Origin of the sequence: Rhodococcus sp. SG20037 (assembly GCF_031763325.1) — a bacterium.
Taxonomy (GTDB): Bacteria; Actinomycetota; Actinomycetes; order Mycobacteriales; family Mycobacteriaceae; genus Rhodococcus_F; species Rhodococcus_F qingshengii.
On sequence record NZ_CP134497.1, the window covers coordinates 4309122 to 4332903 of the forward strand.

Sequence of the window (23782 nt, forward strand, 5' to 3'; positions counted from 1 at the left end):
CGGTTGTCTGCGTCGACGCGCGAGTTAACGCCGCAGGATCGCCCTCGCGAGGTGAACAGCCCAGGGCGAGTCCGCTTTGCTGCCGAACTTCCCCAACTCGTACCCCGTAGCGCCGATCAATCCGAGCACCTCTACGGTGCTCCCGGACGTGTCACGTCTGGAAGTCTGAGCTCCAGCCATCAGGATGCTCGACGACCGAATCGACTCCAGCGCTCCCGCGACGAAACGATGACGATCCGCCGGCGACATGCCGGCGGCTACGGCAAGGAGGACGAGGAGTTCCACCGCTCTCTGCGAGCCGCCGGGCGCAACCGGAACTCCCTCGACGATCACCGACCACGTCATTGACGCGTCCCGCTCTGCCGACTGTCCCCGCTTCGTCAGAACAATCTGCCCTTTGTGCTTTCGCACCAGGCCGAACTTCTTGAGCACTGCGAAGAGTGATCGCCCTTGGGGAAGGTTTACAGGTCCCAGTTCAGGTTCGTCGAGCATCGCGTCGACCGTCGTGAAGAAATCATCGGCACCGATCCCTTCGACACCGATCAGAGCCAGAACCGCTTGAATGCGTTGGCCCGCCTCGACGTGGACCAACTCCCCGATTGCCGACTGATCGTCAATGCCTGCTCGGGCGAGGACCGCATGCAGTTCCGGGACTCGCGAGGGTCCCAGGCATTCGACGAGCTTCGCAATGTCGTACGACGCAGCGATCTCGTCCGGTCTAGGACTATGCAGTCGATTATTGACCTCAGCGATCTCGAATCGTGTCGGCTCGAAATCAGTTTGTGGCCATTCGAGGGTCCATTCATGGGAGCGCAGCTTCTCCGAAGCGAGAACACCGAGGAGTTGCTCGTACTCGTCAGGTCCGACGCATTCCTCCGGCGGACAAGCACCGCGACCCGCGGCACACACAACTTGGAACCCGTCGGGCAGTACTTCGGAAGATTCAAGTGTCAGCGTGTGGCGCCAGTTCCCGAAGCGTCCATAGCGATAACTGATTTCATCGCCAGGCGAGACCATGACCTCGTCCAGGCGTACCGCGGACTCTACGATCGCCGCTCGGCCGGCCCGACGCTGCTCGGCGTTGCTCCCGGAAGCTACGTACTCTTCGACCTCGCCGGGAAATCGGCTGCCGGACTTGGACCACGCGTGCGATTGACGGTCACTCCACCCCATTGCCCGTTGAACCACCGAATGCAGGTCATCCAGATTCAGATCCGACGCGACGAGGATTCGTCGCCAGATCTGAGTGGAAACATTGTCGACACTGATACGTATCGCGTATTGCGCCGGTACCGCGCGCCTCTTCGAACGCAACGATCGCGCAATCTGAATGCCCCCACGCCCTCCGCCAGCTTCTTGTACAAACCTTTGCAGTTCTTCAGGTTCCGTCGGAACGAGTCGCAAATGCGACACCCTCGAGCTGCTCAACCCCACCATGAGACTCAGCCTAGGCCAAAGTGCTAGGGACGAAGGCACAAAATCGGAGAGTACTTCGGACTTATGAGACGGTTCACAACCTATACCTTGGCTAACAAGTCGCTACGTGCGTCGGCGACGGCATCTTCCTGGCCCAATTCCTGCCCTGATGGTGAACGGCACGTTCGGTCGATCTGAGGCGACGAAAGTGCCGTTCACTCGATCCGGGGGTGCCGGCGACGGGATGTTTCGGGGTGTTTTGGGTACGAGAAAGCCCCCCAACCAGTACTGGTTGGGGGGCTTCTCTAATGTGTGTTCGGCGGTGTCCTACTCTCCCACACCCTGTCGAGTGCAGTACCATCGGCGCTGAAGGGCTTAGCTTCCGGGTTCGGAATGGGACCGGGCGTTTCCCCTTCGCTATGACCGCCGTAACTCTATGAAACTGTCACAGTAACCTTCTTCTGATCACCTGGTTTCACCACCCGTCAACACCAGTTTCTGGTGTTGGGGGATGGAGAAAACAGGGTTTCTCATCAGTATCTGTGTGTTGTTTCAGATACCGCACAGTGGACGCGTAGCTTCTTTGTGGTAAGTCCTCGGCCTATTAGTACCAGTCACCTGCATGCATTACTGCACTTCCAGTTCTGGCCTATCAACCCGGTGGTCTGCCGGGGGCCTTACCCCCTCGAGGGGGTGAGAAACCTCATCTTGGAACAGGCTTCCCGCTTAGATGCTTTCAGCGGTTATCCCTTCCGAACGTAGCTAACCAGCGGTGCTCCTGGCGGAACAACTGGCACACCAGAGGTTCGTCCGTCCCGGTCCTCTCGTACTAGGGACAGCCTTCCTCAAGTTTCTAACGCGCGCGGCGGATAGAGACCGAACTGTCTCACGACGTTCTAAACCCAGCTCGCGTGCCGCTTTAATGGGCGAACAGCCCAACCCTTGGGACCTACTCCAGCCCCAGGATGCGACGAGCCGACATCGAGGTGCCAAACCATCCCGTCGATATGGACTCTTGGGGAAGATCAGCCTGTTATCCCCGGGGTACCTTTTATCCGTTGAGCGACACCGCTTCCACTTGCCGGTGCCGGATCACTAGTCCCGACTTTCGTCCCTGCTCGACCTGTCAGTCTCACAGTCAAGCTCCCTTGTGCACTTGCACTCGACACCTGATTGCCAACCAGGCTGAGGGAACCTTTGGGCGCCTCCGTTACATTTTGGGAGGCAACCGCCCCAGTTAAACTACCCACCAGGCACTGTCCCTGAACCAGATCATGGTCCGAGGTTAGAGGTCCAATTCGATCAGAGTGGTATTTCAACAACGACTCCACGATAACTGGCGTCACCGCTTCACAGTCTCCCACCTATCCTACACAAACCGAACCGAACACCAATACCAAGCTGTAGTGAAGGTCCCGGGGTCTTTTCGTCCTGCCGCGCGTAACGAGCATCTTTACTCGTAATGCAATTTCGCCGAGTCTACGGTTGAGACAGCTGAGAAGTCGTTACGCCATTCGTGCAGGTCGGAACTTACCCGACAAGGAATTTCGCTACCTTAGGATGGTTATAGTTACCACCGCCGTTTACTGGGGCTTAAATTCTCAGCTTCGCTCCGAAGAACTAACCGGTCCTCTTAACCTTCCAGCACCGGGCAGGCGTCAGTCCGTATACATCGTCTTACGACTTCGCACGGACCTGTGTTTTTAGTAAACAGTCGCTTCTCACTGGTCTCTGCGGCCCCACCCAGCTCAGACAGTAAATGTCGTCACCAGACAGGGCCCCCCTTCTCCCGAAGTTACGGGGGCATTTTGCCGAGTTCCTTAACCATAGTTATCTCGATCGCCTTAGTATTCTCTACCTGACCACCTGTGTCGGTTTGGGGTACGGGCCGTGTGAAAGCTCGCTAGAGGCTTTTCTCGGCAGCATAGGATCACTGAATTCGCCTCAATCGGCTACGCATCACGTCTCAGGCTATGTGCGACCCGGATTTGCCTAGGTCACGCCCTACACGCTTACACCAGTATTACCACTGACTGGCTCAGCTACCTTCCTGCGTCACCCCATCGCTTGGCTACTACCAGATCAGGTCCCATGCATCCACCAACTCGAGACCCGAAGGTCTTCTCGTGGCTTCAGGATGGTTAGTATCACTGATTCACCATGGGCGCGTTCACACGGGTACGGGAATATCAACCCGTTGTCCATCGGCTACGCCTGTCGGCCTCGTCTTAGGTCCCGACTCACCCTGGGCGGATTAACCTGGCCCAGGAACCCTTGGTCATTCGGCGGACGAGTTTCTCACTCGTCTTTCGCTACTCATGCCTGCATTCTCACTCGTGTGGCCTCCACGGCTAGGTCACCCTGCCGCTTCCATGGCCACACGACGCTCCCCTACCCATCCACACACCTGCCAGAAAATCCTTGGATCAACTGGGGGCTATTGCGTGAATGCCGCAGCTTCGGTGGTGTACTTGAGCCCCGCTACATTGTCGGCGCAGGATCACTTGACCAGTGAGCTATTACGCACTCTTTCAAGGGTGGCTGCTTCTAAGCCAACCTCCTGGTTGTCTTCGCGACCCCACATCCTTTTCCACTTAGTACACGCTTAGGGACCTTAGCTGGCGATCTGGGCTGTTTCCCTCTCGACTACGAACCTTATCGCCCGCAGTCTCACTGCCGCGCTCTCACTCACCGGCATTCGGAGTTTGGCTGATTTCGGTAAGCTTGTGGGCCCCCTAGACCATCCAGTAGCTCTACCTCCGGTGAGAAACACGCGACGCTGCACCTAAATGCATTTCGGGGAGAACCAGCTATCACGGAGTTTGATTGGCCTTTCACCCCTACCCACAACTCATCCCCTCAGTTTTCAACCTAAGTGGGTTCGGTCCTCCACGACGTCTTACCGTCGCTTCAACCTGGCCATGGGTAGATCACTCCGCTTCGGGTCTAGAGCATGCCACTACGATCGCCCTATTCGGACTCGCTTTCGCTACGGCTACCCCACACGGGTTAACCTCGCGACATGCCACTAACTCGCAGGCTCATTCTTCAAAAGGCACGCCATCACCCCCAGCAGTAAACTGCTCGAAGGCTCTGACGGATTGTAAGCGCACGGTTTCAGGTACTATTTCACTCCCCTCCCGGGGTACTTTTCACCTTTCCCTCACGGTACTAGTCCGCTATCGGTCACCAGGGAGTATTCAGGCTTATCGGGTGGTCCCGACAGATTCACACCAGATTTCACGGGCCCGGTGCTACTTGGGTTTCCATTACAACAGTCACAAAGTTTTCGTGTACGGGATTCTCACCCTCTACGACAGGCCGTTCCAGACCACTTCCACTAACCCTGTGATTTCTTACTGTTGGCCAACACGGCAGTATTGACAAAATGAACCCCACAACCCCACGAATGCAACACCTGCCGGCTATCACACACCCATGGTTTAGCCTCTTCCGCTTTCGCTCGCCACTACTCACGGAATCACGGTTGTTTTCTCTTCCTGTGGGTACTGAGATGTTTCACTTCCCCACGTTCCCTCCACACGCCCTATATATTCAGGCGCGGGTAACACGACATCACTCGTGCTGGGTTTCCCCATTCGGACATCCTCGGATCACAGCTCGGTTGACAGCTCCCCGAGGCTTATCGCAGCCTCCTACGTCCTTCATCGGCTCCTGGTGCCAAGGCATCCACCGTACGCTCTTCATTACTTACAACAAAGATGCTCGCGTCCACTGTGCAGTTCTCAAACAACACACAACACTCAGGCTCCAAGCAGACACCAACAAGAAAAAATTCTTGCGGTATGACCGCGCCTGAACATTGTCGTTACTTCCTAGAGAGGAAACACTCGCGTGTTCTCTCAGGACCCAACAGTATGTCGATATATTGCACTCGCCGGCAGATCATGTGATCTGCCGTGATGCGAGGAAGTTTGTCAGCGTCCACCCATGAGCTCCTGCCGGACCACAAGTGGGTCCGAAACAGGCTCTGCCAACCAACCATCCACCTGTGTGGATATTGGATTGGAGAATGCTCCTTAGAAAGGAGGTGATCCAGCCGCACCTTCCGGTACGGCTACCTTGTTACGACTTCGTCCCAATCGCCGATCCCACCTTCGACGGCTCCCTCCCACAAGGGGTTAAGCCACCGGCTTCGGGTGTTACCGACTTTCATGACGTGACGGGCGGTGTGTACAAGGCCCGGGAACGTATTCACCGCAGCGTTGCTGATCTGCGATTACTAGCGACTCCGACTTCACGGGGTCGAGTTGCAGACCCCGATCCGAACTGAGACCAGCTTTAAGGGATTCGCTCCACCTCACGGTCTCGCAGCCCTCTGTACTGGCCATTGTAGCATGTGTGAAGCCCTGGACATAAGGGGCATGATGACTTGACGTCGTCCCCACCTTCCTCCGAGTTGACCCCGGCAGTCTCTTACGAGTCCCCACCATAACGTGCTGGCAACATAAGATAGGGGTTGCGCTCGTTGCGGGACTTAACCCAACATCTCACGACACGAGCTGACGACAGCCATGCACCACCTGTATACCGACCACAAGGGGGGCCACATCTCTGCAGCTTTCCGGTATATGTCAAACCCAGGTAAGGTTCTTCGCGTTGCATCGAATTAATCCACATGCTCCGCCGCTTGTGCGGGCCCCCGTCAATTCCTTTGAGTTTTAGCCTTGCGGCCGTACTCCCCAGGCGGGGCGCTTAATGCGTTAGCTACGGCACGGATTCCGTGGAAGGAACCCACACCTAGCGCCCACCGTTTACGGCGTGGACTACCAGGGTATCTAATCCTGTTCGCTACCCACGCTTTCGTTCCTCAGCGTCAGTTACTGCCCAGAGACCCGCCTTCGCCACCGGTGTTCCTCCTGATATCTGCGCATTTCACCGCTACACCAGGAATTCCAGTCTCCCCTGCAGTACTCAAGTCTGCCCGTATCGCCTGCAAGCCAGCAGTTGAGCTGCTGGTTTTCACAAACGACGCGACAAACCGCCTACGAACTCTTTACGCCCAGTAATTCCGGACAACGCTTGCACCCTACGTATTACCGCGGCTGCTGGCACGTAGTTAGCCGGTGCTTCTTCTGCAGGTACCGTCACTTGCGCTTCGTCCCTGCTGAAAGAGGTTTACAACCCGAAGGCCGTCATCCCTCACGCGGCGTCGCTGCATCAGGCTTTCGCCCATTGTGCAATATTCCCCACTGCTGCCTCCCGTAGGAGTCTGGGCCGTGTCTCAGTCCCAGTGTGGCCGGTCACCCTCTCAGGTCGGCTACCCGTCGTCGCCTTGGTAGGCCATTACCCCACCAACAAGCTGATAGGCCGCGGGCCCATCCTGCACCGATAAATCTTTCCACCACCCACCATGCGATAGGAGGTCATATCCGGTATTAGACCCAGTTTCCCAGGCTTATCCCGAAGTGCAGGGCAGATCACCCACGTGTTACTCACCCGTTCGCCGCTCGTGTACCCCGAAAGGCCTTACCGCTCGACTTGCATGTGTTAAGCACGCCGCCAGCGTTCGTCCTGAGCCAGGATCAAACTCTCCGTTGAAGACTCTAGATTTCGCGGGCAAGCCCACTAATCAGTCATAGACAAAAAGAGTCAAATCACTAGCAAAAAAACTCAACTAGCAAAAAATGTGTCGGCAACCATTCAGACGGAAGAATGAACAATCACCGACGAAAAATACTCACACCACACACAAACCAACCAAACCCCAAGAGGCGGTTGATCATTCGCGGATGTGAAGTACCAAAAAAATTTTGGCACTGACATTCATCGACACACTGTTGAGTTCTCAAAGAACACGCACACACCATCACCACGACCCTATGGCCGCCGCTCCGGGGCAACTTTTCCAGCCTATCCCAACCAAGTCACCGGCGCAAACCGGAACCCCGTGAAGAAAAACTGGATTGTGTTCGCCAGGCACTTCGTACAACCTCGTGTCACTCACCCTCGCAGGTGGGAGTCGGTGTCCGTGTCGCTCTGACCTGGACAAAGTTACGCGAAGATCAACACAACACCAAATCGCCAGGTCAGAGCACTGACGCCGGTTAACAGGCGATACTTTTCTCGAATTTTTACTTCTCGCGATGACTTTCTGCGCCCACTGCGGTCTGTATGAGCAGGAACCAACAGGAACCGAAGCGTTCAGTAATCAGTCAACCGAGTTCAAGGAGCACCCAATGTCTCGTCTTCTCTTCGTCAACATGCCTGTCAAGGACGTCGTCGCTACCCGTGCATTCTTCAGTGGCCTCGGCTTCGAGTTCAACGACATGTTCAGTGACGAGAACACTGTCTCGATGATCGTCAGCGATTCCGCCACCGTCATGTTCCTGAACGAACCGCGTTTCGGGGACTTCATCGCCGACGACATCTGCGACACGTCGAAAGCTCGTGAAGCACTGATGTGTGTGTCGGCCGACAGCAGGGAGGAAGTCGACACCTTCGTCGACGCGGCGATTGCTGCCGGCGGCAGCAAGTGGATGGAGCCCCAGGATCACGGCTTCATGTACGGACGCGCATTCCGCGACCTCGACAATCACGTCTGGGAGGTCATGTGGATGGACCCGGCTGCGACTGTTCCCCAGCAGTAACGCACAGCAACAGCAGTAACGAGCAGTCGCGCGGGTCCCTCCATACTGGGGGGGCTCGCGCAACTCCTTGCCCCTACAACTCGGCAGGGCCCCTACAGCTCGGCAGGCAATCCGAACCGTGCGAACAGACTCAGATCGAAGAAACACGTCACGTGCGAGATCCCGGACTCGGTGACATCGAGAACGTGCAACTGGAAAGCGCGGTGAACACCATCGGGCTCGCGCATGTAGAGGCCGAACGCCGGCTGTCCGTTCGCAGCGGTCGGAAGCAGGCGCATCGCTCCTGGTCCGTCGGCCGGGCATTTGGTTCCGATGAGTTGCCCGATTGCCTCGGGGCCCTGGTACCAACCCTCGAACGGAGGCATCTCCCAGATGGCTTCGCGCGTGAACAGTTCGACGATGGCCTCGACGTCGTAGCTCTCGAAGCTGTGCACGTAGTCGCGAAGCAACTTCCGGGCAGCCTCGGTAGTCGGTTCCACGAGATCGTCCTCGGTGGGTCCGATGTGATTGATCTGCGCGCGAGCCCGCTGCAGCAGGCTGTTTACCGCAGTGGTTGTGGTGTCCAGCGCCTCCGCAACTTCCGACGCCTTCCACTGGAGAACGTCACGTAGAACCAGAACCGCACGTTGGCGCGCGGACAAGTGCTGCAAAGCGGCAACAAGCGCGAGCCTGACCGAATCGCGATTGACGACCATGACGGCCGGATCATTGACGTCGCCCAACGCAGAATCGGCGATCGGTTCCAACCAGGCAATCTCGTTGCGCTCGATCAAATCGTCGGCCGGGTCCGAACTAGGTGCGCCGAGGCCGGTCGGGAGGGGACGCCTCGATCTCCCCTCCAGCGCGGTCAGGCAGGTATTCGTCGCGATGCGGTAGAGCCAGGTCCTGAGAGATGACTGGCCCTTGTAACCGTCGAACCCGCGCCAAGCCCGGATGAACGTCTCCTGGACCTGGTCTTCGGCGTCGTGAATCGACCCCATCATGCGATAGCAGTGCGCCAGCAACTCGCGGCGGTACGGATCGGCAAGAGTGAGGAAATCACTGTCCAACGCCTGATCGACTGTCATTTGTTCAGACTAGTGGCCGAGCGCCCGAAACACAGGCGTCGGCGAGAATTCGATCAGGCAGGCGCCTGCACCGCAGTCAACCTGGATCTCTTCCGGAGAACGAACCCCAGTGATTCGTAGAGTCTGATCGCATTCGTATTCGATTGCACTGCATGGAGAAATGGCAGCTCGCCGCGCTCGCGAATCCCGGCAGCGACGGCACGGATCAGCGTCGTACCCAGGCCTCGCCCCCGAAAGTCGCTGTCAGTGCACACCGCACTGATTTCCGTCCATCCCGGAGGGTGCAACCGCTCCCCCGCCATGGCAACAAGTCTTCCGTCGACGCGAATGCCGTAGTAACTGCCCATCTCGACGGTACGAGGAAGAAACGGTCCTGGCTTGGTGCGCTCGATCAATGCCAGAATTTCGGGAACGTCGCCCGTTCCGAGAAGTTCGACCGACGGATCAACGGAGACTTCGAGTGCGGATCCGTCCATCTGCACCGAGCCGAACTGATCCACAACGCGCCACCCTTCCGGCGGGCGGTGATCAAATCCTCGCAAACCTACTGTGCCGCCAGGACCTACGAGCGTGAGTAGGTTCTCCCAGTCCTCGGCGTCCAACTCGGGCGGATGACCGACAAACGGCGCGACCGTCGGGTCGTATCGCGCAACTCTCCCTGCCCAGCGAGCGAATTGCGCATGATGTCCGCGAAGTCCTTGTCGCACAGGATCGTCCAGCGGATGGGTGTCGACATCCGTGTCAACTGTCTCGACAAACGACGCCAGGGTCGCCTCCGTGGTCATCGAACCTCTTCCTGCCCTATTTGCCTGTGATGGAGGCGAACGAACCTCCCCGCCCACCTCTATGACAACGCTAGGAACACTTGCTGTCGTAGTCGCCAGATAGAATCAAGATGATTCTGACCTCGACCTGTATTTCCGGCGTCAATCAGGGCTCGATTGCAGATCTGCACCAGGACATTCGTCGCGACGCCTCACCAACCGGAAGGCTATTTGGCATGAGCAACTCCGACCCGATCAGGTCTGCATTCGACCAGTTGCCCCTGAAGGAGATGGACGCTGCAACGCTGGTCTTCGCCATCGAGAGCGCCGTCGACGAGCTGGCGATCTCGGGTGAAACCCTACGGCTCGCCATGGAGGTCGCGACCCTTGCGCACCTCGATCAGTTCAGAAAGAACGGGATCAAGTCCGACGAGGATCCCTACATCGTTCATCCCCTACGAAATGTATTGCGGCTGCTTCGGTACGGGTGCTCCGATGTCGAGATCCTGAGCGCAACCGCGCTTCACGACACGGTCGAAGACCGACCACACGCCGTCATCGCGCTCCTCGGTGGCCAGACTGCAGACGACATGTCCGCATCCGAAGCGCAGGAACGTGCGTCAACACTCATCGCCTCGCGCTTCGGCCACAGAATCTCCGAACTTGTTGAGGCAGTGACCAATCCAATCGACTACCCATGCGACAACACCACCGCCGGATATCAGGATCACGTCATCCGCGCGATAGCGGATCCCGCAGTGTTCCTCGTGAAGTTCAGTGACTTCGTCGACAACGCGGGAAGCGTGAAGTACCTGAGCCAGACCGACAGGCTGAGACTGGTCACGAAATACGAACCACTCGTGGAGCACTTCAAGCGGACTTCACTTGCTCTCGGCAACGGATTGCACCTCCCCCCCCTCAGGACTCGACGCGATCGCAAAGCACATCGCAACCATCGAAGGCGATTTCTCGAATACGGTCCGACCGGACATAAAAAATACTCGCCAGTAGTACCGATCAGTAATAATCGAGCAACCCAGAGAATTCTCCGAATATGCGATTTTGTTACCAGTGAGTATTCACTTTCTTGCCGATTTCATTACCATCGTGATCCGTGTCACAAGTCCGAATTCGATTGCACCGCAATGATTTAACGCCATATGTGTAACCGTGGTTCACGTTGACTAATATTCTTCAATTCGCCCAGGTGACATGAGCGTCGACATACTGCATTCTTAGATAAACCAGGGATTCCCTGGAAGCAGACACAATATGTTGCTGATTCGTGATTGGAGCGGTTCTGAGTCCACGCCTGCAGGGTGGCGCACAAGGCACACAGTGTCTCAGCGCACACAGCGCCTCGGTGCACACAGTGCTTCAGCGCAGGGGACTCGACGAACCGGAAGGGCAATCACTTGCCGACGCGCAACCGGGGGAAACACAGCGCATCGCGGCGTAGTTCACGAACCGGGGAATCCGGGTATGTGGGACACGGTCGGCTCATATCGCAACGTACGTGACGAAGAATCTCATCAAGGACGGTGGCAGTGACAATGTTCAAACGAATCGCAGTGGTCAATCGAGGTGAGGCCGCGGTCCGGCTGATCAGGGCTGTACGCGAACTGAACGCCGAACACGACTACGGCATTCGCGTCATTGCACTGCACACCGAGGCCGAGCGCCGCGCCATGTTCGTCCGCCAGGCCGATGAGGGCGTGACCCTGCGCAGCACCGGCACCGGTAGCCCGTACCTCGACTACGCCGAACTCGAGCGAGCACTGCTCGCAGCCAAGGCCGACGCAGTCTGGGTCGGCTGGGGCTTCGTGGCCGAGGATCCCGCCTTCGCGGAGATCGTCGCGAAACTGGGCATCACGTTCATCGGCCCGAGCGCCGACGCGATGCGCCTGCTCGGCGACAAGGTTGCCGCCAAGATCCTGGCCGAGAAGGTCGGCGTACCGGTCGCCCCGTGGAGCGGCGGACCGGTCGAAACGCGCGCCGACGCTCGTCGTCATGCTCAGTCCATCGGATATCCCCTGATCATCAAGGCCCGAAGCGGCGGCGGCGGACGCGGTATCCGCAAGGTCTGGGCCGAAGACGAACTCGAAGTTGCACTCGAGCGCACGCAGGGCGAAGCAGAGCGGTCCTTCGGCGACCCCGTCGTCTTCCTCGAACGCCTTGTCACCGATGCACGCCACGTCGAGGTACAGGTCATCGCCGACAACCACGGCAATGTCTGGGCTCCGGGCGTTCGCGACTGCTCGATTCAGCGTCGCAACCAGAAGGTCATCGAAGAATCCGCCTCCCCCGTCCTGACCGAAGAACAGTCGGACCACCTCAAGAAGGTGTCGGCCGAACTGGTCAAGGCAGCCGGATACCAGGGCGCAGGCACGGTCGAATACCTCTACCAGCCCGAGAACAAGCTCTTCACGTTCCTCGAGGTCAACACCCGTCTGCAGGTCGAGCACCCGATCACCGAGGTCACCACCGGAATCGATCTCGTCAAACTGCAGATTCTGGTCGCCAGTGGTGACGAATTGGTCGGTGACTGCCCGCCCGCATTCGGCCACGCCGTCGAAGCCCGCCTCAATGCCGAGGACGCGGACAACGATTTCGCGCCGGCACCCGGCACCGTTCAACTCCTCAAGTTTCCGCTCGGCTCCGGCATCCGGGTCGACACCGGTATCGCTGCCGGGGACGTCATTCCGCCCGACTACGACTCGATGGTCGCGAAGGTCATCGCCTGGGGCCGCAACCGCTCCGAGGCACTTGCGCGCCTGCGTACCGCCCTTCGTGAAACCACTGTCGTACTCGACGGCGGCACTACCACCAAGTCGTTCCTCCTCGATCTACTCGATCGCGACGAGGTCATCTCGGCATCCGCGGATACCGGCTGGCTCGACCGCACAGGCGCCCTGACCGGCACCACTCGTCGCGCGGACGTCGCACTGATCGCCACCGCCATCGATGCTTACGACGCCGAGGAGTCCCTCGAGCGTGCGGCCTTCCTCGCCTCGGCACGCGGCGGCCGTCCCCGCGCCAACCACGCGATCGGCCGTACCGTCGAGCTCAACTACCAAGGTCAGGCATACAAACTGACCGTCGGGCGTATCGGCCCGCACCGCTACCGCGTCGACGGAGACGCCGGCGACATCGAGGTCGACGTCGATCGTCTCGGCGACTTCGAGTCACGGCTGGTGATCGGTGATCGGCGCTTCCACGTCGTTTCCGTCGTGAGCCCGGCTCGCTATCTCGTCGAGGTCGACGGCATCAGCCACCAGATCAGCCAGGACGACGCCGGAGTGGTCCGCGCGCCGGCTCCCGCCGTAGTGGTAGCAGTACCGGTCGCGGTCGGCGACGACGTCGAAGCCGGCTCCACCCTGGTCGTACTCGAATCCATGAAGATGGAGACCGCCGTTCGCGCACCGTACGCGGGCAAGGTGCGTGAAGTTCTCGCTACCGTCAACTCTCAGGTCGATGCCGGCGCGCCGCTCCTGCGCGTCGACCAGGTCAGCGAGGAAGCTGTCACGGAGAAGGCTCCGCGAGTCCAATTCGATCTTCCGGCGGCAACTTCCGGTTCCGATACCCGCGCAGATGCATTGGCACAGCTGGAAGCACTGACCGCGATGATCAGTGGCTACGACGTCAGCGGTAAGCACGCAAATGCTGTTCTGGCCGAGTACGACGCACTTCGCAGCGCACTCGAATCCGAGGACCGCGAACTGGTACAGGCCGAACTGGCTGTGCTGACCACCTTCGCCGACATCTGCGAACTCTCGCGCAACAAGCCCACCTCGGGTGAGTCCGCGAAGGACGAATCCGTCCACAGCCCCCGCGAGCACTTCCACACCTTCCTGCACTCACTCGACTCCGAGCGCGAAGGTTTGCCGGCGTCGTTCCGCACGAGACTCGAACGGGCACTTCGCCACTACGACGTCACCGATCTGGAAGATCGCCAGGCCGTCGAGGAAGCGGTGTACCGACTCTTCCTGGCTCTGCAGCGCATGGAAGCCCAGATCCCCGTCATTGCAGCACTTCTCGAAGGCTGGCTCGTCGGCGACAAGGCTCCCGGTTGCTCGGCGCAGGAGCTCAACGAGGTTCTCGATCGACTCATCGTCGCGACGCAGGTCCGCTACCCCGTCATCGGCGACGTCGCCCGCAACCTTCGCTTCCGGTTCTTCGACGAGCCGCGCATCCGCAAAGTTCGCGAAGACGTCTACGACGGAGTACGCGGCAACCTCGCCTACCTCGAAGAGCAGCCGGACGCTGCAGATTTCGACGAGCGAATCGCCAATCTCGTCGCCACTCCCGAACCGCTCCTGGACCTGTTGGGTCGAAAGATCGGCCTCGGCAACCGCGATGGCGGCCCTCTGCTCGAGGTCATCACGCGTCGCTACTACAAGATTCACTCCTTCGAAGACGTCCGCGTTTTCGAGCACGTCGACCGCCGTTTCGTGACCGGCAACTTCGACCTCAAGGGCGACGGGCTACATCTGGTCTCGACGGTGGCCGAATTCGACGCTCTCGGAACGGCTCTCGACGATGTCGCAACAATCGCGCAGGATGCTCCATCCGGTCGCGGCCTGGTAGTCGACATCTACCTCGACTGGCCGAATCAGCCCGCCGACGGCGACACGCTCGTCGAGACGCTGCGCACCGAACTCTCGCGCAACGAGACGATCACCCGGTCCCGCCGCGCGACTGTGATCATCTGCAATCCGAATGGGGAGCCGGTCCGCTGGGTCACCTTCCGCCCGATCGACGGTGAACTGGTCGAGGACAACATCATCCGCGACATGCATCCGCTCACGGGTCAGCGTCTGGACATGTGGCGTCTGAAGAACTTCAACGGCAAGCGTCTGCCGGCTCCGGAGAACACCTACCTGTTCCACCTCTCCGCCAAGGAGAACCCGAAGGACGAGCGCCTGATCGCTCTCGCGGAAATCCGTGACGTGACACCGCAGCTCGACGACGAAGGCCAGATGGTTGCGCTTCCGGCCATCGAGCGCACACTTGCCGCGTGCCTCGACGGCATCCGCCGTGCGCAGTCCCAGCGCGGAGACAAGCGTCGACTGGCAGCCAACCGCGTCGTGCTGTACGTGTGGCCGGTCGCCGACGTTCCCAGCGAACGCTTCTCCGTGATCGCTCAGAACGCAGCCCGACTGACCGTCGGCGCCGGGCTAGAAGAGATCACACTCATCACCCGCCTGAAGGACCGAAAGGGCGGCGCGCCGAAGGAAGTTGCGCTGCGATTCTCCTACCGCGCAGGTGCCGGTGTGGTCATCAACAAGACCACGCCTCCCACTGAACCGCTGCTCCCCCTCGACGCGTACGCCCAGAAGGTCCAGAGTTCGCGGGCACGCGGCACGGTGTACCCGTACGAGCTGATTCCGCTCCTGACCGGCACCAAGGGCACCTTCGTCGAGCACGACTTCGACGAAGCGGGCGTCCTCTCACCTGTCGAGCGTCCGTACGGGCTCAACAAGGCCGGCATCGTCGTCGGCCTCGTGAACACTCCGACGCCGCGCCATCCCGAGGGAATGACCCGTGTCGCGCTCTTCGGTGACCCCACCAAGGCGCTCGGTACCGTGGCCGAGGCCGAATGCTCACGCGTGGTCGCTGCCATCGACCTGGCCGAGAAGTTGAACGCCCCGGTCGAGTGGTTTGCACTGTCCTCGGGTGCCACCATCTCGATGGAGAGCGGCACCGAGAACATGGACTGGGTCTCCCGTGGCCTGCGCCGGATCATCACCTTCACCCAGAACGGCGGTGAAATCAATATCGTCGTCACGGGAATCAACGTCGGCGCTCAGCCCTACTGGAACGCCGAAGCCACCATGTTGATGCACACCAAGGGCATTCTGGTGATGACCCCGGACAGCGCGATGGTGCTGACCGGCAAGCAGTCTCTCGACTACTCCGGTGGTGTGTCGGCCGAGGACAACTTCGGTATCGGTGGTTACGACCGCGTCATGGGCCCCAACGGCCAGGCGCAGTACTGGGCACCCGACCTCACTGCGGCGTGCGAGATCCTGTTCCGTCACTACGCACACTCGTACCTCGCTCCCGGCGAACGGTTCCCGCGCCGCGCAGCGACGACGGACCCCGTCGATCGCGACGTGCGTAGCTTCCCGCACACCCACCCGTCGAGCGACTTCGAGACGGTCGGCGACATCTTCTCCTCGGCGAAGAACCCGGATCGCAAGAAGCCCTTCGACATTCGCACCGTGATGCGTTCGGTGGTCGACCAGGACCACTCTGTTCTCGAGCGTTGGGCCGACATGGCCGGCGCCGACACGTCGGTCGTTCTGGACGCGCACCTCGCCGGACATCCGGTCACAGTGGTGGGCATCGAATCCCGCGCGATCCCACGTAAGGGGCACTTCCCCGCCGACGGTCCCGACACTTGGACGTCGGGAACGCTGTTCCCGAACTCGTCGAAGAAGACTGCCCGCGCGATCAATGCTGCGAGCGGCAACCGTCCGATCGTGGTGCTGGCCAACCTGTCCGGCTTCGACGGTTCCCCGGAGTCGCTGCGCAACATCCAGCTCGAGTACGGCGCCGAGATCGGCCGCGCCATTGTCAACTTCGACGGACCGATCGTGTTCTGCGTCGTCTCCCGCTACCACGGCGGCGCGTTCGTCGTGTTCTCCGGTGCGCTCAACGACAACATGGAAGTTCTTGCTGTCGAAGGCTCGTTCGCGTCGGTACTCGGCGGCGCCCCCGCCGCCGCAGTGGTCTTCACCCGTGAGGTGAACACCCGCACCAACAACGACCCGAAGGTGCAGCAACTGGAGGCAGACTTGGCAGCAGCCAAGGATGACACGGAGAAAGCACATCTGCGCGTAGAACTGAACGCTCAGCGCATCGCCGTCCGCTCCGACAAGCTCGGCGAAGTGGCATCCGAATTCGAAGCGATCCACAACATCCAGCGGGCCCGAGAGGTCGGCTCGGTGGATGAGATCGTCCCTGCCGCAGAACTGCGTCCGCAGATCATCGCAGCAGTCGAACGCGGCATGAAGCGCGCACTCGCGCAGTAAGTTTCTCCGCACGTCGAGCGGTCCCGCGAAATGCGGGGCCGCTCGATTTGTGTCCAGGCAGCGCCTGCGTCAGACGCCCTCGAGCGCCTCTCCGATCTCTTCGAGGACGTGATTGTGCTGCTCTGTTGCGAGCAGATGCCCCGCTGCAATGGTGACTGCCACGGGCCACTCGATGATCTCGAAGGCGACCATCAGTCCCATCACCGCAAAGTAGGCGATCTGCTCGGGTCTCGGAACAGGGATGGCACCGACGATCGGTAGCTCCAACTCGATGCTCCGTGCCGAACGGACGGATTCGACTACCGCGCGGTGATCGACGGGGTTCGTGTGGTCGACGGTGTTCTGGGACATGTCACGATTCCTCAGGATTCATCTCGGGTCGCCCGGGAGTTCGGCGACGTGTCACTTCCAGCAGCGACGCTCACAAGCGTGTCCGATTCACCGGTTTCCGCTTCTTTGATTTCCACGTCGCTGATTTCCACGCTGTCGCGGGCGCTGACTCCCCCGGTTCGGGAGGTGTACGCAGTGCTCGTTCGCGTCGGGATCTTGCGAATCGTCGACTGACCGTTCGCGTTCTCCTCAGTTGCGGCAATCCGCTCCAACGCCCGCGGGGCCAGCGCCGCGAGCAGCGTCGCCGCCGACGCGCAGACCACCGCTTGGCCCCAGGCGATGGGACCAAGCGGCGTGCAACCGAGAAATTGGCTCACCACGGGTGTGCTGACGAGCGTCGCCAGCGCCGCAGCGGATCCGGCAACGGTTGCGACCACCAGCGGACTGCGTGATTCGAGCAGCGTCTGCCCCAGTTGGGTGCCCACCAGGGCAACCAACGCCACCGTCGACGCTCGCCGCCTCCTACCGCTCGCCCGGGCCAGAAGCCACGCTGCCAGCGCACCGATTGCCGTGGCACCGCCGCGGACAGCGATCGTCTGCCACAACGCATGAGCGTCCATCTGTTCGGACTTCTCGGATCCGTTCTCGGACGGGGTGCTCACCGCAAGCGCGGCAGCGGGCAAGGCGTCCGTCATCAGATTGACCAGTAGCAACTGCCTTGCGTTGAGCGGTGATTCGCCGGACAACGCAGAACCGATCAGCGCGAATGCGACTTCACCCGCGTTGCCTCCGAGCAAAACCCCTACCGCTGATCTGACCCGCCGCCACAATTGACTGCCCTCGTCCAATGCGTCGGTCACTCCGCCGACACGGCCGTCGAGGAGCACGATGTCTGCGACGCCGCGCGCCGGATCACTGTCGGTCGACGCCACCCCGATTCCCACGCTGGAAACTCGGATCGCCGCAGCATCGTTCGCGCCGTCACCGACCATGGCGCACACCCGCCCGTCGGTCTCCAACGCTTGCACGATCTCGACCTTCTGCTCGGGTGTCACGCGCGCAAAGACGCTGCTGCCGCGGACCGCATCCCGTCTTTCGGCGCGAGAGAAGTTCTCCCAGTCAGGACCGGTGACAACATCCTCGCGTGCGACGTCCAACCCCAGTTCGGTGGCGACCGCGGCCGCTGTTGTCGGATGATCCCCGGTCAGCACGCGCACTTGCCGTCCGTCGCCTCGAAGTTCTCGAACAAGTTGCGTTGCTTCGGGTCTGAGCGTGTCCGAGAGTCCGAGAAGGCCGACCGCTTCCAACCCCTCGGAGCAACACTGTTCGAGAAATTGCGAGTCTTCGCCTGCGCGTCGCGCGTCGTGTTCCGACAACTCGCGCTGGGCGACGGCAACCACCCGCAGTCCGCGTCCGGCCATGCTTTGAACGTGCTTCGCCGACACAGCATTCGGATCTCGTCCTGCTTCGGTCACGAATTCCGGCGAACCTTTGAGTGCGATCCGCCTGCCGAGCAAAGCTGCCGAGTACGGCCGCCCCGACCTGAACGGAACGAGGTTGTTCGCCTCGACGTCACCGAAAACCGAAGCATCGTCCAGAGCTTGCTGGGCTGCATCGACGACGGCGGCATCCGTCGAATGAAACACGCGATCGTCGCGACTTCCCAAGGCACTGCGCGCCGCAACTTCCAGAATCTCGCTTTCGTCCCAGCCGTCGACGCGTTCGACCGCGGCCACCCGTAGCTTGTTCTCGCTGAGGGTTCCGGTCTTGTCGAAGCAGACCACGTCGACACGACCGAGCGCTTCTATCGATCGTGGCGCACGAACCAACACTCCTGCTGCAGTGAGCCTTCGCGCTGCGGCCTGCTGAGCCAGAGTGGCAACCAGAGGCAGCCCCTCCGGCACGGCAGCCACAGCTACGGCCACACCTCCGGTGACGGCGCGGCGCAGACCGGTACCACGAAGCAGACCCGCGACTGTCACCAACGCCCCACCGCCGATACTGGCCGGCAGGGTCGCCCTCGTGAGTTCGCGAAGTCTGTTGGTCAGGCCCACAGCAGGTCCGGATCGGGACACACCGACATCGGCACGCCTGGTCACCGTTCGGGCTCCGATGGCCGTGACCACGCCACGACCGGATCCGGCAAGCACTGTTGTCCCTGCGTAGGCCATGCACCGTCGCTCGGCCAGTGGCATCCCAGGGGTCGGGTCGGTCTGCTTGTCGACGGGCAGGGACTCTCCCGTCAACGACGACTCGTCGACTTCCAGTGATTCGACGCTCAACAGGCGACAATCTGCGGGCACGATGTCCCCGGACTCGATTGCCACGACGTCACCGAGTTCGAGCGCGTCGGCCGCTGTCTCGACCGTGCCGTCGTTGGTTACTCGCCGAGCTACCGGTTCCTGAGTCCGCAAGAGCCGCTGCACCGCCCGCTCCGAATGAAGCCGTTGAACAGCGGACATCGCGGCATTGCCGACCAAGACCGAGCCGACCAGGACGGCGTCTACCGGTGAACCGAGGACTGCACTGGCAGCGGAGCCGGTCGCCAACACAGGCGTCAGTGGATCCGCCAATTCTGTTCGCAACGCCGACAATCCGTCACGGATCAACCTGAACCGTGCGGGCGCTCGCACACGAGCTTCCGCACGGTGCGGTGTATGTCGGATGGATTCGGATAGTTCGCGAACGACAGCATCACCGTCCATCTCATGCCAGGTATCGCTCGGAGTACCGACAGGGACGGGCGCTTGAATCACAGATCGGGACAGGGTGTATCCGGTCCACAGTCCCGCGGCCGAACCAGCCGTGACCGGCCCCGGCCCTGCCCCTCGAACTCCCGGAAGCATGATCAAGGCACCCAATGCCGAAGAACCTGAGGAGAGTTCGACACCGCGCCTCGTCGCTGTTCGAGCAGCCGGGAGCGCATGGACAACCCGCCACGCCCCGGCCAAGTCGGTGTGGATGTCGGCACTCACGTGCTCGCCACTCGGTGGTGAAATCCCGATGCGTAGCACTGCCTGCCCCGCTATCGCCCTACTCGACACGATCGCAACTGTCCGACCCTCGGCCACCAACGCCGAGAGAGCCTCGCGCAGGCCGGCTTCGGCAGTCGATTGCGCCGGATAGAGCTCGTCGAATCCACTTCGCAGTGATCCGAGCCCGTCGTCGTCGATCGTGACGGCTGCGACCCCGGCCGCACGTATTTCGCCTATCAGTTTTTCCGCCAGACCTTTTCGCACGGGTCGCACGACCACTTCGGCGCCGCCGATGCGGTGCCTTCCCACTCCGACAGTTCCGTCGTTCAGAGCTTTCCTGGCTTGTTCCCACACTGCGACGCGATCCGACTCGGCCACCTCTCGTATGTCGGAAACCCGGAGCGAGTCGTCGAAGAGGACGCTCGGATCGACGAGGACGGTGTCAATACGATCGAGCATGCGTAGAGCCGCAGAGTCCGAAACGGCGGTGTGGTGCGTCCGACACAGACCGTATGACACACCAGCAGCGAATGATTCGCGCGACATCCGAAGCGGCCGCGGCGCCGAAACCTTGATACTCGTCGCGACGGTGTCACCGCCGGCGGACACGGTAGCCAGTGCAGCCCCGGCCGCCAGCTGAACCCCAGCGATCCTGTCGGCATAACGCTCCCCCGGACCACTCGGGTCAGGCCTCGTGGAAGCACCGCGACCGCCAGGTTCGAATGACCACACCCGCCGAGAGTTTCGCGCCGCCAGAGTTTCGCGCAGCAGCATCGTCCGCAGCCCGAAATCCACGCCCAATGACGCAGGCGCATAGGTCAGAACATCCGCGAACGACGTCGCCGACTCCAATGCGAAGTCGGTGAGCGAACGGCCAAGGCGCTGTTCGATTCGCCGACGCACCCGGGGTTGATAATTGATCGCCGACGCGGCCGCCGAGACATAGGCGGAACCTGGGATTCGCGGGGCACCGAATATCGATCCCGCTGCTGCAGGAATCATCCCCACACCCGCCAACGCGAGGGTGCCGGTCCGCAACGCCACGTCACTGACAGCGGTTCGCGGAATCGTCGAACCGCCCACCAACGCGAGTCCCGACAACGCCAGGCGCGGCGGCAAAGTTGCCACCGACACCGCACGCCGGGCCATCGCTGAGAACATCAGTGAGAGGATCGAGTGTGCGAAGAACTGTGAGTTCGATCCTGTGACCGGCCGGCCGCCTTGTGGGAGTTTCCGCTCGATTCCTTCTTTACCTGTTCCGGCTTGCTCGTGCGGCCAACCGCCTTGACCTCGCGATCCGGCCGACCGCTCTTGCGATCCCATTCGTGGAGTACCAGGGCCGTGCCGCCGACTGCCAAGAGCACCGGCCATTCCACCAATCCCGCCGCACCCACGGCCGCCATCGTGAGAACCGCCGTCGGCGTCGAGGAACTACCCGCACGAATTCCGTCTCGGACACCCTCCGCCGATCCGCGTATCCCGCCCGTCACTCCACCGATCACTCCACCACCGACGGCTCCGGCCACCGTCGTCGTTGCGTCTGCCACACCACGAACGACGCGGGTGGCTTCGTCCACAATCATCATCGGACGCTCCTATCAGCAGTCCATCGAAGAATTCAGTATTTGAGGCCATACCCAACACCGACGGCGGCAATCACGATCCGATACATTTTTCGGCGAACCTGGCGAGGGCGCGCCATCGCCAGCGCCGTGAGAGGGTACGGTGCGGGATGCAGCGACCACCTTCATCGACGGGAGTTCCACACAGTGGCGATCATCGGAAATTCGGACCTCGACATCTTCCGTCTTAGCTTGGGCGGCAACCCTTTCGGATGGACAGCAGACGAGAAGACGTCCTTCGAGATCCTCGACTCGTTCGCCGAAGCCGGTGCAAACTTCATCGACACCTCCGACTCGTACACGGCGTCGGCTCCCGGCAATTCCGGCGGGGAATCCGAAACGATCATCGGGAAATGGATCACCGATCGGGGACTGCAGAACGACATCGTCGTCGCCACCAAGGTGGGTAGCCATCCCGATTTCAAGGGCCTGAAGGCCGACAACATCGCGGCCGCAGCTGAGGCGTCGCTGCAGCGACTGCAGACGGACTGCATCGATCTGTACTACGCACATTTCGACGACCCGCAGACTCCGCTCGAAGAAACGCTCGAAGCCTTCAACGCGTTGGTCGTCGCCGGCAAGGTTCGCTATCTCGGAATCTCCAACTACAGCCCCGACCGCGTCCGGGAGTGGCTGCGGATCACCGAGGAGAACGGTTACGCCGCGCCCATCGCGCTGCAACCGCACTACAACCTGGTTCACCGCAAGTCGTACGAACCCGAACTTGCCCAGATCGCCACCGACAACAACATCAGCGTCTTCCCGTACTTCGCTCTCGCTTCCGGCTTCCTGACCGGAAAATACAAGACCCGCGCGGACATCGAAGGCAGCTCCCGCGAACGACTGACCGCCGGATACTTCAGCGACGCCGGACTCGACGTCGTCGCGGAACTGGCGACAATCGCGCAGGCACACGACAGCGAGATCTCGACCGTCGCGCTGGCCTGGTTGCTGACTCGACCGGGCATCACCGCACCGATCGCGAGCGTCAGCCGGCCCGAGCAGCTCCCGGCGCTACTGGATGCCCCGAATCTGGTGCTCTCGTCGAATGAACTGGACACTCTCGAACGGGTGTCGGCGGCAGTCGGAGCCTGAGATCAGGCAGTTTTGAGATGAGCGCCGAGGGCCGTGTTGTTGATCGTCCAGAACGACCAACCGTCATGGCTCTCGGTGTCGCCTGAGATGTGACCGGTGACAGCATTTGCGGCCGCGGTCGGATCTGGGAATCGGCGGCCTTCCATCGGTCCGCGCATGATCTCGACGACCTCGGTGGTTTCGTCGAAGCGCCCGACCCAGCGATATCCGTGGCAATCGGCTGTCATCTCGAGGCGATTGTCGACGACTTCGATCTCCTCGACACCGCTGGCGCGACGCTTCTTCGCGGCAACTGGCGACGTCTTACGCTTGGTCGCAACCGGGGTCTCGACGTAAATGCTCGGATCCTTGACCGCGGCCAAGCCCAGCGCATCCCAACGATCGTGACCGTGCACGACGCGCCCACGCGGAATCGCGTGATGGCCGGTGCGATTACGTCCGGGGCTGTCCATGATCCACAGGTCGACCTCGGCGCGGATGTCGTCGGCGACCTCGTTGGAGGGCAACATGTAGAACTCGTGCGGATCTGCTGCCAGATCGACGAACACCCAGAACTCGGAGCGGGTGTCGTCACTCTCGAGCGACTCGTCCTGACGCCTGGCCTGCCAGTCACCGTCGAGCTTGGACCGCACGCGGACGATTCGGCTGACACCGTCAGCGCCCGTCACCTCGACGGGATTACGACGTGAGTGCGTGAGACGGACAGCCTTGCCCCCACGCTGCGTAGCTTCGGAAATGAACGCATTGATGCCGCGGCTTGCGGTGTCTTCCATGATCGACCTGTCTCGAGCGGGTACGCCCGCATCACCGGATCGGCATCGGGGTCGAGCATTGAGCGAAATCCCGGCCTTTACTTCGATCGTGT

At 60.9% G+C, this 23782-nt stretch carries 11 protein-coding genes and 3 rRNA genes; 4 read left to right on the top strand and 10 right to left on the bottom strand.

The features are described 5' to 3' along the window. Nucleotides 1-24: 24 nt before the first annotated feature. From RHP72_RS19605 to RHP72_RS19620, 4 genes are all read right to left on the bottom strand, one after another. Nucleotides 25-1314 (bottom strand): plasmid pRiA4b ORF-3 family protein, encoded by a 1290-nt coding sequence (locus RHP72_RS19605; RefSeq protein WP_223304601.1) that lies wholly within the window; start codon nt 1312-1314, stop codon nt 25-27. A 416-nt stretch (nt 1315-1730) separates the two neighbouring features. After that, a 5S ribosomal RNA gene (rrf, locus tag RHP72_RS19610) occupies nt 1731-1847 on the bottom strand. Nucleotides 1848-2000: 153 nt separating this feature from the next. Continuing rightward, a 23S ribosomal RNA gene (locus RHP72_RS19615) occupies nt 2001-5133 on the bottom strand. 327 nt (nt 5134-5460) lie between these two features. Next, nucleotides 5461-6978, bottom strand: a 16S ribosomal RNA gene (locus RHP72_RS19620). The 16S, 23S and 5S rRNA genes sit together here, the layout of an rRNA operon. 638 nt (nt 6979-7616) lie before the next feature. Here RHP72_RS19620 and RHP72_RS19625 point away from each other — a divergent pair. Continuing rightward, the gene (locus RHP72_RS19625) at nt 7617-8027 is read left to right on the top strand and encodes a VOC family protein (protein WP_042923411.1); all 411 of its coding nucleotides are present in this window, start codon (nt 7617-7619) and stop codon (nt 8025-8027) included. 92 nt (nt 8028-8119) lie between these two features. Here the strand turns inward: RHP72_RS19625 and RHP72_RS19630 are convergent, their stop codons facing one another. Together RHP72_RS19630 and RHP72_RS19635 are read right to left on the bottom strand one after the other, a co-directional pair. After that, nucleotides 8120-9094: a sigma-70 family RNA polymerase sigma factor gene (locus RHP72_RS19630; RefSeq protein ID WP_003945115.1), complete on the bottom strand. Its 975-nt coding sequence runs from the start codon at nt 9092-9094 to the stop codon at nt 8120-8122. A 53-nt stretch (nt 9095-9147) separates the two neighbouring features. Continuing rightward, complete coding sequence (locus tag RHP72_RS19635) at nt 9148-9879, bottom strand: GNAT family N-acetyltransferase (RefSeq protein WP_003945124.1); 732 nt, start codon at nt 9877-9879, stop codon at nt 9148-9150. A gap of 215 nt (nt 9880-10094) precedes the next feature. Here RHP72_RS19635 and RHP72_RS19640 point away from each other — a divergent pair, with 215 nt between their 5' ends. Both RHP72_RS19640 and RHP72_RS19645 read left to right on the top strand, forming a co-directional pair. Further along, nucleotides 10095-11012, top strand: coding sequence for a hypothetical protein (locus RHP72_RS19640; RefSeq protein ID WP_311093722.1), 918 nt, complete (start codon nt 10095-10097; stop codon nt 11010-11012). Between the two features lie 399 nt (nt 11013-11411). After that, nucleotides 11412-16895 carry a carboxyl transferase domain-containing protein gene (locus RHP72_RS19645; protein ID WP_311094882.1) on the top strand — a complete coding sequence of 1828 codons (5484 nt, stop codon included), beginning with the start codon at nt 11412-11414 and terminating at the stop codon, nt 16893-16895. A gap of 69 nt (nt 16896-16964) precedes the next feature. On the opposite strand, the gene RHP72_RS19650 is transcribed toward RHP72_RS19645, so the two are convergent. The 3 genes from RHP72_RS19650 to RHP72_RS19660 are packed head-to-tail and all read right to left on the bottom strand — an operon-like array spanning nt 16965 to nt 21786. After that, a complete protein-coding gene (locus tag RHP72_RS19650) occupies nt 16965-17246 on the bottom strand; it encodes a hypothetical protein (RefSeq protein WP_165639647.1) in 282 nt (93 codons plus the stop codon). 11 nt (nt 17247-17257) lie between these two features. After that, entirely contained in the window at nt 17258-21361 is a 4104-nt protein-coding gene (locus RHP72_RS19655; protein WP_165639646.1) for a cation-translocating P-type ATPase, read from the bottom strand. Beyond that, the gene (locus RHP72_RS19660) at nt 21361-21786 is read right to left on the bottom strand and encodes a hypothetical protein (RefSeq protein WP_064075510.1); all 426 of its coding nucleotides are present in this window, start codon (nt 21784-21786) and stop codon (nt 21361-21363) included. The genes RHP72_RS19655 and RHP72_RS19660 overlap by 1 nt, the downstream gene beginning before the upstream one ends. A gap of 183 nt (nt 21787-21969) precedes the next feature. On the opposite strand from RHP72_RS19660, the gene RHP72_RS19665 reads away from it, so the two are divergent. Then, entirely contained in the window at nt 21970-22917 is a 948-nt protein-coding gene (locus RHP72_RS19665; protein ID WP_007732210.1) for an aldo/keto reductase, read from the top strand. Between the two features lie 2 nt (nt 22918-22919). On the opposite strand, the gene RHP72_RS19670 is transcribed toward RHP72_RS19665, so the two are convergent. Then, entirely contained in the window at nt 22920-23690 is a 771-nt protein-coding gene (locus RHP72_RS19670; protein ID WP_003945109.1) for a hypothetical protein, read from the bottom strand. Nucleotides 23691-23782 lie beyond the last annotated feature (92 nt).